Below are 16,366 nucleotides of genomic sequence, written 5' to 3'. Positions count from 1 at the left end.
GCTTTCTTTTTTTATACTTCAATTTGTACCACATATCCTTCGGAACTGCGTACATTAAAAACAGTTCCATCCTCAAAAATCAAGTATTGCCCTTTGATTCCTTTGAGTTTTCCTGAAAAATCAGGCGTTTTATCAAGATTTAAACTCGTGACTTTTTTTGGATATTCAAGAACAGGAAAGTGCATTTGGGTAATGGCACTGCTATTCATGTCGTAAAATTCCTGGGCTTCTTTTGGAATTAAAAATTTCAAACTAGCTTTTTCTTTAAATAAATCGGCTGGAGCGACATCGTTTTTAAGCATTTTTTGCCAATTGGTTTTGTCCGCATACACTTTTTTTAAGGCAACTTCGGTAATTCCTGCTAAATATCGGTTGGGAACTTCTACAACGGGAATCGCTTGCGTTGCGCCTTGGTCAATCCATCGAGTTGGCACTTGCGAGCCACGAGTTACCCCCACTTTTACTTCGCTTGACAAAGCCAAATACACAATATGCGGTTGCAATTGTACTTTTTGTTCATAGACCAAGTCACGATCTTCAATCCCTAAATGTGCTGTTGAAAGTTCAGGGCGCATAATCCAATCGCCTGCTGATGCACTCGACATAAAACAATCGTAACAAAATCCTTGACGAAATATTTTCTTTTTTTTACCACAATGCAAACATTGATACCCAATAAAATGAATCGCAATATCTTTGTCAAGCAACTGATTTACATTCAAAAAACTATGCTCAAAAACCAAATAATATTGAATTGGATTTCCAAATTCGGTTTGCATTTTTGTCAAAACACCTTCGTATGTCATTTTTGATTTTAGATTTTAGATTTTTTTAAAATTGGAAATAGAAATTGGAAATTTCCATAACTTTAAAAAAAAATACTATTTTTGATAACGATGTAAAGTTAGTATTTGTTCCTCGTTTTACAAATCTAAAATCCTAATTCCTAAATCTAAAATCTGAATGCCTTTACCAATACTAAATTCTTTTGCTTCTTGGGTTCTTAAACAGCGAATTCATCAAATTGAACTTTTTATAAAATACCCAAATGAAGTTCAGGAAGAATTGTTGCTGAATCTCATTCGAGCCTCGGAAAACACAGTAGTTGGAAAGCAATATGATTATGAATCGATACATTCCTATGCCACTTTTGCCAAAAGGATTCCCATTTCGACGTATGAAGAATTGCAACCCATGATTGAACGTACGAGGCAAGGCGAGCAAAATGTTTTTTGGGAAACGCCTATCAAATGGTTTGCAAAATCCAGCGGTACAACTAATGCCAAAAGCAAATTCATTCCCGTAAGTTACGAAGCATTAGACGATTGCCATTACAAAGGCAGCAAAGATTTGTTGTGCATGTATTTGAACAACAACGAAGATTCTGAAATGTTTTTAGGAAAAAGTTTGCGGTTAGGCGGAAGCTCCCAAATTTACGAAGACAAGAATAGTTTTTTTGGGGATTTATCAGCTATTTTGATTGAAAATATGCCTATTTGGGCCGAATTTAGTAGTACGCCAAGTAGCAAAACCTCCTTAATGAGTAATTGGGAAACCAAAATTGCAGCCATTATAAACGAAACCAAAAATGAAAATGTAACCAGTTTTGCTGGCGTTCCATCATGGATGTTGGTCTTGATGAACAAAGTTCTAGAAGAGACTGGAAAAGGAAATTTGCTGGAAGTCTGGCCCAACTTGGAAGTTTATTTTCACGGTGGCGTAAATTTTGAACCCTATCGAGAGCAGTACCAAAAAATACTTCCCAAAAAAGAATTCAAATATTACGAAATATACAATGCTTCCGAAGGTTTTTTTGCCATTCAGGATTTGAATAATTCCAGTGATTTACTTTTGATGTTGGATTACGGGATTTTCTATGAATTTATTCCCATGGACACTTTTGGCACTCCAGAGCAAGAAACCATTCGCCTGGCAGATGTGGTGCTTTTCAAAAACTATGCTTTGGTAATTACCACTAATTCTGGATTATGGCGCTATTTAATTGGTGATACAGTGCGTTTTACCTCCTTAAATCCATATCGAATTCGAGTTACAGGAAGAACGAAACACCACATCAACGTATTTGGTGAGGAATTAATGGTTGAAAATACCGATCAGGCCATTGCCAAAGCCTGCAAAATAACCCAAACCGAAGTCGTCGATTATACCGTTGCGCCAGTTTTTATGAAAGAAAAGGAAAAAGGAGCCCACGAATGGATGATTGAGTTCAAGAAAAAACCTGCCGACATAGGCCTTTTTCATAAAGTACTCGACGAGACCCTACAATCCTTAAACTCGGATTACGAAGCAAAACGACACAATAACATGACTTTGAACCCTTTGATAATAAATATCGCTCGTGAAAATTTATTTTATGATTGGCTCAAAGAACGAGATAAATTGGGCGGGCAACATAAAATCCCGAGATTATCCAATCAACGAGATTATCTAGAACAACTAAAAAACATGTAATTCATTCAAATTGAAAAAACTATCCCTACTCCTACTTTTAATCCTGATCACTTCTTGTTCTACCTCGGGGAGAATTTGTGGTGGAAGTAACGGAAAACGTTGTGTTCAAGCGACTATTGTACGGCATTATACTAAAATTTCTTAATTTTTTTAACAGTAGTTGTAACATTTTTTGATTTTGAAAGTCTTGTAGGTAATCAATCAAAATCAATCAACTTATGAAATTACATTTTATCCCTTTGACTTTTCTTGTCACTGTATTTACCTTGGCACAAGAAACCAAAAACAATCCTGAAACCCCATCCAAAGTCGTCTTGGATACTGTAAAACCAAAAGCAAATTCGCTAAAAGAAGTTACTGTTTACGGCAACAAAAAGCAGTTTTTAAAGGTTGAATCAGACAAAACCACCGTTAGCGTAAAGGACAACGGAATGCTCAATAGCGGTAGCAGTCTCGATGCTGTAAAAAAACTACCTGGCGTAATTACTTCTCCTACAGGCAGTTTATCACTAAATGGCAAAAGCGTGAAAATTTATGTAGATGGTGCACCGAGTACGTTAAGTGGCACTGATTTACAAAATTATTTATCTAGCCTTCCGGCAAATGCTATCGAGAAAGTAGAATTAATTTACAATCCTGGTGCTTCCTTTGATGCTAATTCTAGTGGCTCTGTAATTAATATTATCACGAGTTCTAAACGATTAAAGGGAATTAATGCTAGCTTTAACATCAACTATAATTTTAATAAATACCAAAAACCAAGTCCGCAAATTTTACTCAACGGAAAGGAAAAGAATTTTAGCTGGCAAACTATGGCAGGTTTCAATTATATTGATAGTGATAATTTGTCTAGAAACGGCCAAGCTTTTACCGCATTTGCTCCAGTAAAAAACCTATTTCAAGAAAACTTTTCCGTTTCTACCAATAGGAATCAGTATTTTAGGGTGGGAGTAAATTATAAAGTAAGTACCAAATCCAATGTGTTATTTAATTACAACGGCAATTTTGGCAACGACCGAAATGTATACAACGCAACCACACTGGGCGAAGGCATTGATTACAAAGACAACGGAACAACCAAAAACAAAAACAACAACCACGAATTTAGTTTACAATACAAAACCAAATTGGATACCATAGGAAGAACGCTGGATGTAACCGCTTTCTTGAACACCTTTGGCAAAAATCCTTTGACCGAATCCAGTGGGTACAACACCACAAGTGGCAACTCCTTTAACAACGGAAATATCGATTTTGGATTGACGAATTATTACCTGAAATATGATTTTGCAATCCCTTTTGGGAAAAAAGATTTCTCGATTAATACTGGCGGAAAATTCAATTCAATACAAGTGAATGATTTAGGAAAGTATAACATTAACAGTCCTAATAATGCTATTTTTGGCACCAACCAATATGCTCAAATTATTAATTTTAATTACAACGAAACCAACTTGGCTTTTTATGCCGAAGCCCGAAAAAAAATAAAAAAATTCAATTTTACGGCAGGTTTGCGTTTTGAAGATTTTGATGTAAAACGGGACGCCAGCACCATTACGGATAAAATTGAATACAAAAATACCAATTTTTTCCCCAACATAAGTGCCTTGTACGAACTGACTTCGCAAGTAAACTTGAGTACTTCCTACTCCAAAAAAATCTCGCAACCCAATTACAATACAATTGACCCAAACAACAGTTCAAATTTTAATCAATACAATTCATCGAACGGAAATTTGACTTTGCAACCTGTTTTTTACGACAATTTTGAGCTAAAACTTACAGCATTTCAATTTGTACAATTAGGTGCCAATTATACCATTGCCAAGGACGATAGTCGGTTTATTTTTAGTGCCAAACCGGGCGAATTAATCAGCAATCAAACGTTTCAACAATTTGATAAAATCAAGACTTTTAGTGCCTTTGCGTCGTTTCCAATTCCGTTAGATTACTTTTTTAAAGGAAAAGAAGAATTCCAAAAACGCATGAATACCATTGACAAAATGAATTATATTTTCATCAATGTCAATTATGTCAAATCGAGTATTGACGGTTATACCTTTCCCTACACGAACAAAGCAATTACTAATTATAGCGCACAAGCACAAATTATGTTGCCGTGGGATATTACCAACTCGATCTCGTATTTTATTTTGCCAAAAGGGACTTGGGAAATTTACCAAATCGAAAAACCAATACAAGAATTTGACATTTCGTTCAACAAAGATTTCATGAACAAAAAATTGAAAATTGGCTTGCATTGTTTTGATGTTTTCAACAAAAACGAGGTAAACGCTTTGATTGCAGGCGAAAATTTGGATACGCGATTTTATCAAAAACAAGATTCAAGAACCTTCCGATTTTCATTAACCTACAATTTTGGAAACTTAAAACTGGAAAAAGAAAACACCGACATCTCTACCGAAAAAGTAAAACAAGGTGGTGGTATGATTAAATAAAGTTTATTTTAGTAAACACAAAAAGCCCTTCAAATTTGTCATTGAAGGGCTTTTTGTTTTTAGGAATACGAATCAAAGTTTACCTCATGGTTCACATCAGGAAATTTTATGCATTCGCCGTAACCGCTTCTTTATTAATTTTCCCAATTAATCCTGCTAATACTTTGCCTGGGCCTACTTCGGTAAACAAAGTGGCTCCATCGGCAATCATTTGTTGCACAGATTGCGTCCATTTTACAGGAGCTGTCAATTGGGTAATAAGGTTTTTCTTGATTTCGGCTGGGTCAGAAACTGCGCTTGCTGTCACGTTTTGGTATACGGGGCAAATAGGCGTGGAGAATGACGTTGCCTCAATAGCTGCGGCTAGTTCTTCTCTTGCAGGTTCCATCATTGGGGAGTGAAAGGCACCGCCAACAGGCAATAACAACGCCCGTTTGGCACCAGCAGCTTTCATGGCTTCGCACGCTTTTTCTACCGCGGTTGTTTCGCCTGAAATTACTAATTGTCCGGGACAGTTGTAATTGGCAGCCACTACAATCCCGTCTATAGAAGCACAAACTTCCTCTACTATATTGTCCGCTAATCCTAGAACTGCCGCCATAGTCGAAGGTTTGATTTCGCAGGCTTTTTGCATCGCCAAAGCTCGTTTTGAAACCAATTGTAATCCATCTTCAAATGACAAAGTACCATTAGCAACCAATGCCGAGAATTCACCCAAGGAATGTCCCGCTACCATTTCAGGATGAAAATTTTCTAACGTTTTCGCCAAAATAACCGAATGCAAGAAAACCGCTGGTTGGGTCACTTTGGTTTCTTTCAACTCTTCGGCAGTGCCTTCGAACATGATATCTGTAATGCGAAAACCTAAAATTTCATTTGCTTTTTCGAATAACTCTCTTGCTAATGCGGAGTTTTCGTATAACTCTTTTCCCATTCCTGTAAATTGTGCGCCTTGACCCGGAAATACGTATGCTTTCATATTTTTAATTTAAAGATTGAACGGTTGTAAAGGATTGAAAATGGATTTCAATCCGGATGCAAAAATAGTATTTTTTGAGATAATGCTATTTTAAACTTTACTTTCTTTGCTTATAAGTAAGTCGAAAGTTTTAATGTCGTAAAGTCAAAAGAAGCAATAGTGTCAATAATAATTCAAAATCAATCCATTACTCCATTTTGTCTAATTTTTAAGACACGTCATCATACGATGATTGTTACTTAAAAGTACCACTATTTTAATACATTTACTACTCGGTTTGAACTCCTTAAAAATTGTAAAAAATGACTGAAAAAGAGAAAATGCTTTTGGGCGAAATTTACTTTGCCAATGACAAACAACTTGCCGAGGAACGCAACAAAGCCAAAAAATTGCTTCACAAACTCAACGTTACCGAGTATTTGATGAACGGAAAATCACGTGCTATTTTAAGAGAATTACTCCCCAATTCGCACAAGCGTTTGTACATAGAACCGCCATTTCATTGTGATTATGGGTATAACATTCATTCCGGAGAGAATGTATATTTCAATGTCAATTGTGTGGTTCTCGATACTATGAAAGTAACCATCGGAAATAATGTTTTCTTTGCGCCTGGTGTGCATATTTACACAGCAACACATCCGCTTGATGCGCTAGAAAGACGAACGGTTGAGTTCTCCAAGCCCGTAACTATAGGCAATGATTGCTGGATAGGAGGAAATTCCGTTATTTGTCCGGGAGTTACTATTGGTGCGGGTTGCGTAATTGGTGCAGGATCAGTGGTGACCAAAGACATTCCCGAAAACTCCTTGGCAGTTGGAAATCCAGCTCGAGTAATCCGTAAATTAAACGAGAAAATCCTATCGAAAAGCTAGAATTCTAGGGTTTCAATAGGATTTATATTAAACTATATTCGTTATTACTGTGCCATTGGAATTTCCATTAATAAAAATTTCGCATCGGTTGATGCTTTGAAATCCAAGGTTTTAAAATCAGTAATTCCCAGACCATCACGAGTTTCTAATTCCTGACCGTCAACGGTAATTGTTCCTGAAATCACGAAAACATACATTCCGTTTCCTCCTTTTTTCAATTCATATTGTTTGGTAAATCCAGCGCTAAAATCAGCTAAATAAAACCAAGCATCTTGATGAATCCAAACGCCAGCATCATCAGGATTTGGCGATAGTATTTGAGCAAAATTATTTTTTTGTTCTGCTGTATCTAATGTAATTTGTTGATAACGAGGGGTTACGTTTCTCACTTTTGGAAACAACCAAATCTGAAATAATTTAGTACGTTGATCTGCATTTGGATTAAACTCACTGTGTTGAATTCCCGTTCCAGCACTCATTACTTGCACATCGCCTGTTTTTATAGTCGATTCATTTCCCATGCTGTCTTTGTGCGCCAAATCACCCTCTAAGGGAATGGTAATAATTTCCATATTGTCGTGTGGATGCGTGCCAAAACCCATTCCGCCAGAAACGGTATCGTCGTTTAAAACACGTAACATCCCAAACTGCACTCTATCCGGATTGTACCAACTGGCAAAACTAAAACTGTGATACGCGTTTAACCATCCGTGATCTGCGTGTCCTCTTGTAGCTGCTTTGTGTAAAACTGTAGTTGCCATAATAAAATTTTTAGTGATTATTGTTACACAAATTTACGATGGAAGTAAGCAAAAGGTACTTAATGTAGATTAAGAAAATAGTGGTCAGTGTTCAGTAATTTAGTGACAAAACTGTCTGTTTTCATGAGACTGTTTACTTAATACTAACCACTGATCACTTCCTTAAAAGCTTACTTTTCATTTTACTGAAAAATTCGGGGGTTACTCCTAAATAGGAGGCAATTTGTTTTTGAGACACTTTCTGGATTAAATCTGGATTTTTTTTGCAAAATTTCTCAAACCGTTCCTCCGCCGAAAGACTCAAATTATCCATCAAACGCTCCTGATGGGCTACCAACGAATTTTCGGTCAAAATCCTAAAAAAGCGTTCCAATTTGGGAATTTCTTGGTACAGGATTTCCTGATTTTCTTTAGATAACAAAACAATTTCGGCATCTTCTAGGACTTGTATAAAAAGGTTTCCTGGCTTTTGCGAAAGCAAACTGTACATATCCCCAATCCACCAGCCACTACACGCAAAACTCAAAACGTGTTCTACTATATTGTCATTGATGTTAAAACTCCGCAAAACACCCGAATTTACAAAATACGAAGTTTTACACACTTCGCCAGCATGGAGCAAAATGGTTTTGGCTTTGTAATGGCGGATTTCAGTTTTAGACAAAAAAAGTTCCTGCTCTTGGGGAGTCAGCGCAATATGCTTGGAGAGATTGTCTATTATTTGAGGCATTGTTTTTATTTGACCACAAATTACGAGAATTCGATTGTTATTTTGTTTTCCTGCAAGGTCTTTTTCAGACCTTGTAGGTGTTTTAGTTTTAAATAACATACCTACAAGGTCTGAAAAAGACCTTGCAGGAGTATAAACAGAATTGAAAATCAGTATTGTAAAATCGAATTCATGCCTTTATAATCCATGTGAAATCTTTTTAATAATTGATTTGTACCAATGCAGCAGCATTTTTAGCTTTTTCGATAACTTCCTCCAAAGGAGTTCCGAGACTGTCGTTGACTAATGCGACTCCCATGCGACGATAGGGGCGCGAACTTGGTTTTCCGAAGATTCTGAAATCGGTTTTGGGTAAAGCAGCAATTTCTCCTATTCCCGTGAATGTTGGATTTGTAGAGTTTTCCGAGGCTAGAATAACAGCACTCGCAGCTACTTTTTCTAGAGTGATTTCGAAAATAGGCAAGCTCAATATCGCTCGCAAATGCAATTCGAATTCGTTGAAGTTTTGTGTTCCTGCCAAAGTCACCATTCCGGTATCGTGAGGTCTTGGAGATAATTCAGAGAAATAAACGCCATCATCGGCAAGGAAAAATTCGACTCCAAAAAGTCCTGCGCCACCCAAGGCTTCGGTTACTTTTTCGGCCATATCCTGCGCTTCGTATAAGTCTTTGTCGGAAATCAGTGCGGGTTGCCAGCTTTCTTGATAATCGCCACGTTCTTGACGGTGACCAATTGGTGCACAGAAAAGAGTAGGATTATTATTTTGAGTAACGGTCAATAAAGTAATTTCGGAATTGAATTTGACAAATGCTTCTACAATAACTTCGATCACATCGCCACGTGAACCTTCAACGGCATAATGCCACGCTTTTAGAATGTCTTCGGGAGTTTTGATAGTCGATTGTCCTTTTCCTGAAGAAGACATCAAAGGTTTTACTACACAGGGAATACCAACTTCTGCAACAGCTTTTGTTAATTCTTCGGCGGTGGTGGCGTAACGGTAATTGGCTATTTTTAGTCCGAGTTCTTTGGCAACCAAATCCCGAATGGCTTTACGGTTCATAGTAAAGTTGGCGGCTTTTGCAGATGGAACTACAGTAATGCCTTGTTTTTCGTAATCATAAAAACGTTCGGTGCGAATGGCTTCTATTTCGGGAACGATAAAATCGGGTTGGTGTTTGGCAACAATGCGGTCTAATGCCTCGCCATCTAGCATATTGATGACTTCAAAACCTTGAGCTACTTGCATTGCAGGTGCGTTTTCATAATTGTCTACTGCAATTATGGTTTGCCCGATGCGTTGGGCTGCGATTGTAAATTCTTTTCCTAATTCGCCGGAGCCGAGAAGTAGTATTTTCATTGTTTTAGTGTGTTGTGCGATACCTATTTGTATTTTTTTATTATTTTTTTTCTTTGTTGCAAGGGATTAATTTCGCTTACTTCGTAGTTAATTAATGGATAGTAGTCTTTAGCAAGAATACAATTAATAATTTTTTCATTAGGAATGTTTTTTACTAAATTATATTTGGTAATCAATCCTTTGTTGATTTCATCATAGTTATCTAATTCCCATTTCCTTCCAATTGATGAAATACTATTTAAAAAAAGTAATATTTGCTCATAATTTGAAAAATGAACTCTTAATAATTTTATGTATGAGTATTTTTCGTCGTAGGTAAGATATATTTGATTATTTATGAAGTTTATATTTTGAAATATATTTCTATAATAATGTCCTAATCGAAATTGATGTCCTCCATAATATTTTTCGTAGTAATCGTTATAAAAAACTGTTTTTCCTTGAGGATTTAAGAATAAATCATTTATTGGATTCAATTTTAAATTGTCATCCCTTTGCTCATAAAAAGATTTTATAATCTCACATTTAATTCCGAAATCATTAATATCATTAATTCTTATCCATTGGTTCCAATATTTTGATTCTCTTTTCGGCTTTAGAATTGCAATTAAGATGATGTTTTCAAGAAATTGTTCTTTATATTTATTTTTAAATAATGTTTTGATTGTTATAATATCTTCTTTCCCTAACCCAAAAAAAACTATTAAATAGACTATATCAATTTGTGCTAATTGTTTGTAATCTTTGAATATATTTTTTGCTTTTACTTCATTTAAGTATGTGGTGCTATAAATTCCTTCTATTTCGGTATTTTTAAAAACAGAATTTAATTCTTCCCATAATTCTTTAAATTGAGAATAAATAATTTTAAAAACTTTTCGTTTTTCTGCGGTTACTTTTGTTTCTTTATTTTCATAGTATGAAAATTGTAGCTCATTAACGTTTTCTCTATGAAATTTTATCATTTCAAAAAAATTGTTTTCAAGTCTTTCTTTATTAAAATTTTCTCTTTGCTCTTTTAAAGTTAGATACAGAAAAAATATACCTGCTAATGAAAATAAAGTACCTATAAATCCTCCAATAAAATCGCCAAAAGCACCAAAATTTGTAAGATTCAGTATTTGACCTTCTTTTGGTAAAGAATGTGATTGTGTAACTTTACATATGTAGTAGATGAGTATTACTATTCCAAAAAAAGTAGAAGAAATAGCGCCAAAAACCATAAAGTTTTTATTAAATTCACTTCTCTCTAATGGTGTATGTTCTTCACCGTAATTTTCTTCCATTTCGTTTTTTTAGTTATCGCAAAACTTGCGAGTTGTCTGTACTGAATGTGTTTTGCGTGAGGGATAGAAGCGACATCCTTTTGTGAAGCGATAGCGGAACAAAAGATATAGCGTATAGCCCGACCCTTGTGGTCACGCCCAAATTTAATAAAAAAACCGATGCCTTTTTGAAGTAAAGCATCGGTTTTAGTTTTTAATGAAAGTGGTCTTCCTCGATTTCGAATTCGGCATCTTTCTCCCAAATTTCCATTTCGCAGGGTTTGCATTTGAATTTGAGTTTGTATTCTAATTCGCCTTGCTTCAATACTAATGGTTCTTTTAGTTTTTCTCCCATTTTATCTTTTTGATGTATAGGACATTTTTCCAATTCGTATTTGATGCAATATTTAGTGGTCATTACACGAGATTTTCCGGGATCCCATTGCAATTCGAATGCTTTTTCGATTTCGGTAACACCGTGACGTTCGTAAAATTTACGCGCCATTTTATTGGAAACATTGTACATAAAATCCAATTTGGTTTCCGGATACGGATGCGATGTTTTAACCAATTGGTGTTCGTGGCGCTTGTAATTGTCCAAACGAATTTCGGATAATTGTTCGAAAGCAGTTCTTCGCATTTCGTTGATTTTAGAAATAGGAAGGAACCAATTTTCGGTAAACATAATCGTTATCTCATCGGCAGTGTAAGGCGTGAAACCTGTTTTTGCCAAATTAATTTTGAAATTTTCTGCAATTGATTCGTTGTTTTTGGTTTGCTCTTTTGGATGAACCAAATTCACGGTGCTAGCATTGCCATCTTCGTCGGTGGCTATTAATTCAAAACCAGTTTTGGTTTCGATCAGCAATAAAGTCGTGCTGATTTTCCGAACGGCACTGTCTTCACGTTCTACAATTTTGATGAAAGCCGTGTCGTTATTTCGGTAAATGAAGGTTCCGGGTTTGATTTCTTTCAATACATTTGGATATGCCAAGCCGTTTTCGACTTTGTTGACATAAATTCCGTCAGCTTCGTTGTTTTCGTTGATGAAACACAATCCGTCACCATTGTTTAGGAATTCGCCGTTTTCAATTTCATAGGCGTTTCCAGAGGTTTTTATTAGTTTACCAATGTATTGCCCTTTGGATTTTGGACTTTCCCAAGAACCAATCGCTTGGTGTCTTTCGTTGACAAAATAATCAGTATAACCACGGTTGAAACTTTTGTTCAAAGCCGAATCGAACGTAAAAGTACATTTTCCCGAAGAGGCTTTTTCGTATTTCCCGCTGGTGTCGTTTTCTAAAAAAGCATCCAGTTTTTGTCGCAAATACGACACGTTATTTTTTACATACACAATATCTTTCAAGCGACCTTCGATTTTAAAGGATACCACTCCCGCTTCAACCAGATTTGGAATTTGATCTGAAACGTCAAAATCTTTGATGGAAAGCAAATGGCTGTTTTTGATTAAAGTCTCGCCATTTCCGTCGATAAGATTGTATGGCAAACGACAGTTTTGGGCGCACGAACCGCGGTTGGCAGAGCGTTCGCCATTGGCAACACTCATATAGCAATTTCCGCTGAACGATACGCAAAGCGCACCAGTTACGAAAAATTCCAATTCCACATCGCTCGCTTCGCTGATTTGTTTGATTTGATGCAGGTTCAATTCGCGTGCCAAAACCACACGTTTCATTCCGGCATCTTTCAGGAATTTGATTTTGTCGGCATTGCGGTTGTTGGCTTGTGTGCTGGCGTGCAAAACGATAGGAGGCAATTCCATTTCCATAATCGCCATATCCTGCACAATCAAGGCATCGACACCAATGTCGTACAATTGATAAATCATTTGGCGGCAGGTTTCGAGTTCGTTATCGTACAAAATGGTGTTGATAACCACAAAAACCTGTGCGTTGAACAAGTGTGCATATTCTACCAATTTCGCCACATCTTCAATCGAATTGGTGGCATTGGAACGGGCTCCAAATTGTGGCGCTCCTATATACACGGCATCGGCACCGCTGTTGATAGCGGCCATTCCGTGAATTAAATCTTTGGCTGGAGCGAGTATTTCTATCTTTTTCTTCATCGGGTTGCTGCTGATTTTTGCTGTTTTTATTTTATTTTCCCTTTTACTTAAAAGCTGCACTAATTTTGCTAAAAAACAAAACAATTGGGATTTATACTATGCTTTTTTGGATAAAATACCACTTGAAAAGTAAGTCCAAATAGCGTTGGCTTTTTGGGAGACCTGTACCTTTTGCTAAAAAAATTACTCTTGTGTCATATCAATATGACGGTCATGATAGCCCAATAAATACAAAATACCATCAAGACCCAAACTAGAAATCGAGGTCGAAGCACTTTCCTTTACTTTGGGTTTGGCATGAAAAGCAATGCCTAAACCCGCCAAATTCAGCATGGGTAAGTCATTAGCGCCATCGCCCACCGCGATAGTTTGGTTGATGTGAATGCCTTCTTTTTCGGCTATGGCTTTTAGGTATTCGGCTTTCTTTTGACCATCTACGATTTCGCCAAGGTATTTGCCTGTTAATTTACCGTCTTTAATTTCCAATTGATTCGCATAAACGTAGTCAATTCCCAATTCTTTTTGCAAATATTCCCCAAAATAAGTGAATCCTCCTGATAGTATTGCTGTTTTATATCCGTAGTATTTCAAGGCTTTCATCAAGCGATGGGCGCCTTTGGTAATGGGTAAATTTACCGCAACGTTGTGCAGCACCTCTTCACTCAATCCTTCGAGCAACGCCATTCGTTTTTTGAAGCTTTCGCTAAAATCGATTTCGCCATTCATCGCCGATTCTGTAATGGCTCGCACTTGCGCTCCTACTCCAGCCAACTCGGCAAGTTCATCAATAACTTCGGTTTGAATTAAAGTAGAATCCATATCAAAACACACCAAACGACGGTTTCTTCGGTAAATATTATCTTCTTGAAATGAAATATCCACATCTAATGCGCTAGAAATTTCCATAAAACTGGCCGTCAGTATCGTTTTGTCGACAATATTTCCTGTTACCGATAATTGCACGCAGGAACGAGGATATTCCTCTTTCTCGACCACCGAAACGCGACCTGTTAACCGAATGATAGAATCGATATTCAGATTTTGGTCAGACATGATTTTAGTCACTGCGGAAAGTTGTGCTGCAGTAAGCCTTTCACCTAAAATATTGATTATAAAACGTTGTTTGCGTTGCCCTTTGACCCAACTTTCGTAATCTGGAATTGTGATGGGGATAAATTTAACTTTGATTCCCAACTCATAGGCTTTAAACAATAAATCTTTTAAAACGGGCGCCGAACTGGAACCGGCTTGTATTTCGAATAAAATTCCCAAAGATAACGTATCGTGAATATCGGCTTGACCAATATCTAAAATAACGGCATCGTAATTGGCCAATATGGAGGTTAAACCAGCAGTTACTCCTGGCTTATCCTGACCAGAAACCTTTAATAAAATAATTTCTTTATCTTCTAATGTCATTTTTATTCCAATTGATTTATGTTGCGCAAAAATCGACAATCTAATGTAGATAAAAAAGGATATTGGTTGTTTTTTTGGGAAGAGGAAAATGCAGAAAAATAGGTGTAATTTATCCGCAAAAATTTAAGCTCACACCCTAAACGAATAAAGCTCAAAAACATCCGTTTTTGAGCTTTATTTTGCTTTTTATTGCGCTTGAAATTTACTTACGAAGCAATTTCCAAACGTTTCAATAAATTTTTATTCAAGGTTTCTTTGGCGTAATCCACGTCTATTTCGAGTGTTTTATCCTCTGAACTTGGCAATTCATACATCGCATCGGTTAGGATGGCTTCGCACAAAGAGCGCAATCCACGAGCTCCGAGTTTGTATTCCAATGCTTTTTCTACAATAAAATCCAAAGCTTCATCGGTAATGGTAAACGCGACTTCATCCATCAAAAACAACTTTTGGTATTGCTTGATTAACGCATTTTTAGGTTGTGTCAAAATCGCACGCAAGGTTTCCTTATCCAAAGGATCCATGTGTGTCAAAACTGGCAAACGTCCAATAATCTCCGGAATCAATCCAAAATCTTTGATATCTTTTGGGATAATGTATTGCAACAAATTGTCTTTGTCGATATTATCCACATTTTTAGATGTCGAATACCCTACTGCTTGGCGGTTCAAACGTTTGGATATGATTCTCTCAATTCCATCAAAAGCACCACCTGCTATAAACAAAATGTTTTGGGTATTGACCTCAACAAATTTTTGATCCGGATGCTTACGACCTCCTTTTGGCGGTACATTAACCACAGTTCCTTCTAATAATTTCAATAAAGCCTGTTGCACACCTTCGCCAGAAACATCCCGAGTAATAGAAGGATTATCGCTCTTGCGGGCAATTTTATCAATTTCGTCAATAAAAACAATTCCTCTTTCAGCTTTGGCTACATCATAATCCGCAGCTTGCAGCAGCCGCGTCAAAATACTTTCGACATCTTCGCCTACATAACCTGCTTCGGTCAAAACTGTGGCATCCACAATAGCCAAGGGTACGTCCAGCATTTTGGCAATGGTTTTGGCTACTAATGTTTTTCCAGTTCCAGTTTGTCCTACCATAATGATATTGGATTTTTCGATTTCCACATCATCGTCTAATTGCTGTTGCATCAAACGCTTGTAGTGGTTGTAAACTGCCACCGACATTACTTTTTTGGTTTGGTCTTGCCCTATAACGTATTGATCTAGGAATGCCCTAATCTCTTTGGGTTTTTTCAAAATCAAATCCCCAACTAGTTTCGAGTTTCCGTGTGATTTTATTTCTTCCAGAACGATTCCGTGGGCTTGTTCGATACATTTATCACAAATGTGAGCATCGATTCCTGCTATAAGTAAACTCGTTTCTGGTTTTTTCCTTCCGCAGAAAGAACATTGTAATACTTGTTTTGCCATTTTTAATGTGTCTAATGTCTTAATGTCAAATGTCTAAAGTCAAAAATATTTGTAGAAAATATTTTTTACGAACCATTATGACTTTTGTAAATACTTTATAAAACCACTTAATAATTTTGATATATTGGTAATTTCAATAAGTAAATCCTCCAATTCTTGTTGTGTAATATATTCTAAATCGAATGCTAAATATAATTGAGATCTAACTTCCCCTGCTGAAGCTTTGGCTACAAATAAGAAATACACAAATTCTTTGTCTGTATTTCTTTCAAAACCTTCGGCTATATTGGAAGTTACAGATACGGATGCTCGTCTAATTTGTCTAACAAAATCAAAATCTTTCTTGAAATTTACATTATCTGTAATTCTATAAATTTTTTTATTGAAAACCCTCGCTTTTTGCCAAGAGTTAATTTCCTCAAAAGAATTAAATTTTCCCATATCTTTAGCCAAATATCAAAAGTCTGAATGTCAAGTATCTAAATCTTTCAGCACTCGACATTCAGACTTTTGACGTT

13 protein-coding genes are annotated in these 16,366 nt (G+C 36.4%); 3 read left to right on the top strand and 10 right to left on the bottom strand.

Translation table 11 applies throughout. The features are described from left to right. Window positions 1–11: 11 nt before the first annotated feature. Window positions 12–806 (bottom strand): DUF2797 domain-containing protein, encoded by a 795-nt coding sequence (locus FNW21_RS10680; protein ID WP_144256734.1) that lies wholly within the window; start codon window positions 804–806, stop codon window positions 12–14. Between the two features lie 157 nt (window positions 807–963). Here FNW21_RS10680 and FNW21_RS10675 point away from each other — a divergent pair, with 157 nt between their 5' ends. Beyond that, complete coding sequence (locus FNW21_RS10675; protein WP_144256733.1) at window positions 964–2,472, top strand: GH3 auxin-responsive promoter family protein; 1,509 nt, start codon at window positions 964–966, stop codon at window positions 2,470–2,472. Between the two features lie 218 nt (window positions 2,473–2,690). Then, window positions 2,691–4,931, top strand: a complete 2,241-nt coding sequence (locus FNW21_RS10670; protein WP_144256732.1) for a TonB-dependent receptor domain-containing protein — start codon at window positions 2,691–2,693, stop codon at window positions 4,929–4,931. Window positions 4,932–5,037: 106 nt separating this feature from the next. Here FNW21_RS10670 and fabD read toward each other — a convergent pair whose 3' ends face one another. Then, entirely contained in the window at window positions 5,038–5,910 is an 873-nt protein-coding gene (gene fabD / locus FNW21_RS10665) for an ACP S-malonyltransferase (RefSeq protein WP_144256731.1), read from the bottom strand. A gap of 302 nt (window positions 5,911–6,212) precedes the next feature. Between fabD and FNW21_RS10660 the strand changes: the two genes are divergently transcribed. Further along, window positions 6,213–6,785, top strand: coding sequence for a sugar O-acetyltransferase (locus tag FNW21_RS10660; protein ID WP_144256730.1), 573 nt, complete (start codon window positions 6,213–6,215; stop codon window positions 6,783–6,785). 44 nt (window positions 6,786–6,829) lie between these two features. Here the strand turns inward: FNW21_RS10660 and FNW21_RS10655 are convergent, their stop codons facing one another. The 8 genes from FNW21_RS10655 to FNW21_RS10620 form a co-directional block, all read right to left on the bottom strand. Next, window positions 6,830–7,546 (bottom strand): pirin family protein, encoded by a 717-nt coding sequence (locus FNW21_RS10655; protein WP_144256729.1) that lies wholly within the window; start codon window positions 7,544–7,546, stop codon window positions 6,830–6,832. 154 nt (window positions 7,547–7,700) lie between these two features. After that, the gene (locus FNW21_RS10650; protein ID WP_235889623.1) at window positions 7,701–8,375 is read right to left on the bottom strand and encodes a Crp/Fnr family transcriptional regulator; all 675 of its coding nucleotides are present in this window, start codon (window positions 8,373–8,375) and stop codon (window positions 7,701–7,703) included. 100 nt (window positions 8,376–8,475) lie between these two features. Further along, window positions 8,476–9,636 (bottom strand): formate-dependent phosphoribosylglycinamide formyltransferase, encoded by a 1,161-nt coding sequence (gene purT, locus FNW21_RS10645; protein ID WP_144256727.1) that lies wholly within the window; start codon window positions 9,634–9,636, stop codon window positions 8,476–8,478. A gap of 23 nt (window positions 9,637–9,659) precedes the next feature. Continuing rightward, complete coding sequence (locus tag FNW21_RS10640) at window positions 9,660–10,922, bottom strand: putative phage abortive infection protein (protein ID WP_144256726.1); 1,263 nt, start codon at window positions 10,920–10,922, stop codon at window positions 9,660–9,662. A 193-nt stretch (window positions 10,923–11,115) separates the two neighbouring features. Next, window positions 11,116–12,990, bottom strand: coding sequence for a peptidase U32 family protein (locus FNW21_RS10635; RefSeq protein ID WP_144256725.1), 1,875 nt, complete (start codon window positions 12,988–12,990; stop codon window positions 11,116–11,118). 183 nt (window positions 12,991–13,173) lie between these two features. Then, window positions 13,174–14,409 (bottom strand): phosphoserine phosphatase SerB, encoded by a 1,236-nt coding sequence (gene serB, locus FNW21_RS10630; RefSeq protein ID WP_144256724.1) that lies wholly within the window; start codon window positions 14,407–14,409, stop codon window positions 13,174–13,176. A gap of 206 nt (window positions 14,410–14,615) precedes the next feature. Beyond that, window positions 14,616–15,848 carry an ATP-dependent Clp protease ATP-binding subunit ClpX gene (gene clpX / locus FNW21_RS10625; protein WP_144256723.1) on the bottom strand — a complete coding sequence of 411 codons (1,233 nt, stop codon included), beginning with the start codon at window positions 15,846–15,848 and terminating at the stop codon, window positions 14,616–14,618. A 75-nt stretch (window positions 15,849–15,923) separates the two neighbouring features. Continuing rightward, window positions 15,924–16,289 carry a four helix bundle protein gene (locus tag FNW21_RS10620; RefSeq protein ID WP_144256722.1) on the bottom strand — a complete coding sequence of 122 codons (366 nt, stop codon included), beginning with the start codon at window positions 16,287–16,289 and terminating at the stop codon, window positions 15,924–15,926. Window positions 16,290–16,366 lie beyond the last annotated feature (77 nt).

Source organism: Flavobacterium restrictum, from assembly GCF_007097245.1.
GTDB classification, from domain to species: domain Bacteria; phylum Bacteroidota; class Bacteroidia; order Flavobacteriales; family Flavobacteriaceae; genus Flavobacterium; species Flavobacterium restrictum.
The sequence above is the reverse complement of the archived record's forward strand: the minus strand, read 5'-3'. Positions and strand labels throughout refer to the sequence as shown.

Bases quoted from the DNA above. Each gene is read 5' to 3' on its own strand.
- FNW21_RS10660 (WP_144256730.1), top strand. From the start codon at position 6,213: ATGACTGAAAAAGAGAAAATGCTTTTGGGCGAAATTTACTTTGCCAAT.
- FNW21_RS10640 (WP_144256726.1), bottom strand. From the start codon at position 10,922: ATGGAAGAAAATTACGGTGAAGAACATACACCATTAGAGAGAAGTGAA.
- FNW21_RS10650 (WP_235889623.1), bottom strand. From the start codon at position 8,375: ATGTTATTTAAAACTAAAACACCTACAAGGTCTGAAAAAGACCTTGCA.
- clpX (WP_144256723.1), bottom strand. From the start codon at position 15,848: ATGGCAAAACAAGTATTACAATGTTCTTTCTGCGGAAGGAAAAAACCA.
- fabD (WP_144256731.1), bottom strand. From the start codon at position 5,910: ATGAAAGCATACGTATTTCCGGGTCAAGGCGCACAATTTACAGGAATG.
- purT (WP_144256727.1), bottom strand. From the start codon at position 9,636: ATGAAAATACTACTTCTCGGCTCCGGCGAATTAGGAAAAGAATTTACA.
- serB (WP_144256724.1), bottom strand. From the start codon at position 14,409: ATGACATTAGAAGATAAAGAAATTATTTTATTAAAGGTTTCTGGTCAG.
- FNW21_RS10655 (WP_144256729.1), bottom strand. From the start codon at position 7,546: ATGGCAACTACAGTTTTACACAAAGCAGCTACAAGAGGACACGCAGAT.
- FNW21_RS10635 (WP_144256725.1), bottom strand. From the start codon at position 12,990: ATGAAGAAAAAGATAGAAATACTCGCTCCAGCCAAAGATTTAATTCAC.
- FNW21_RS10680 (WP_144256734.1), bottom strand. From the start codon at position 806: ATGACATACGAAGGTGTTTTGACAAAAATGCAAACCGAATTTGGAAAT.
- FNW21_RS10675 (WP_144256733.1), top strand. From the start codon at position 964: ATGCCTTTACCAATACTAAATTCTTTTGCTTCTTGGGTTCTTAAACAG.
- FNW21_RS10670 (WP_144256732.1), top strand. From the start codon at position 2,691: ATGAAATTACATTTTATCCCTTTGACTTTTCTTGTCACTGTATTTACC.
- FNW21_RS10620 (WP_144256722.1), bottom strand. From the start codon at position 16,289: ATGGGAAAATTTAATTCTTTTGAGGAAATTAACTCTTGGCAAAAAGCG.